This window comes from Vibrio sp. 1069, from assembly GCF_033340555.1.
In genome coordinates, this window is the sequence record NZ_JAWOWP010000200.1 from 1 (window position 1) to 865 (window position 865).

General features: G+C 45.3%; 1 protein-coding gene. It reads left to right on the plus strand.

The window, feature by feature from the left end; translation table 11 throughout:
• The coding region (locus R7040_RS25420) for a magnesium transporter (protein ID WP_318097418.1) at positions 1-664 on the plus strand (664 nt) is incomplete at its 5' end.
• Positions 665-865 lie beyond the last annotated feature (201 nt).

The following is an 865-nucleotide window of genomic DNA, read 5'->3' on the forward strand; positions in this document are numbered from 1 at the left end:
ACCCGCGCTCCCCGTAACAGATGCTGACCAAACTCTCATTGGTGAGGTCGATTGGCAATTTGCATTAAGTACTCAACGAGAAATCTACGAAGCGCGCTTAATGGCCGGTACTGGTATGGATGAAGGCGATGACTTATTTGCGCCAGTACTAAAAAGCTCACAAAAACGTGGCGTGTGGTTGGGCATCAATTTGCTGACTGCAATTTTAGCCTCTGTCACTATCGGACTGTTTGAAGATGTGATTGCTCAAGTGGTGGCTTTGGCTGTTCTCATGCCAATCGTTGCATCGATGGGTGGCATCGCGGGCAGCCAAACGCTCACTCTGATGGTTCGTGCGATGGCGCTTAATCAGATCACTCCAGGTAACCGTTTCAAGCTATTGAAAAATGAACTGGGTATTGGAGCTCTGAACGGCATTGCTTGGGCACTGATTATCGGCGGGTTAGCCGGATTGTGGTTCCAATCGCCAGTTTTAGGCGGAACCATCGCACTGGCCATTATCGTCAACATTATTACCGCAGCTTTGTTTGGCGTGTTGATACCTATTATTCTGGATAAGTTCAAATTGGATCCAGCCTTAGCAGGCTCGGTTATTCTAACGACAGTGACAGATGTGGTTGGTTTTTTCGCCTTTTTGGGAACGGCGAGTTTAGTCATGCTCTAAAAAGTCCACTGTTTATTAATCAATCATTAGCATAATAGAGACAAATTGCATAACGCACTTGCAAATTGCAAAAACATTCAAAGTTTAAGCAACGTATGTCACAGAAACCACGATTTTCGGGCATATAAAAGTTGGCACAGTAACTGCATTATATAAATTGACCCTACTTAAGCCGAGGGTCACCTAGCCAACTGACGTTGT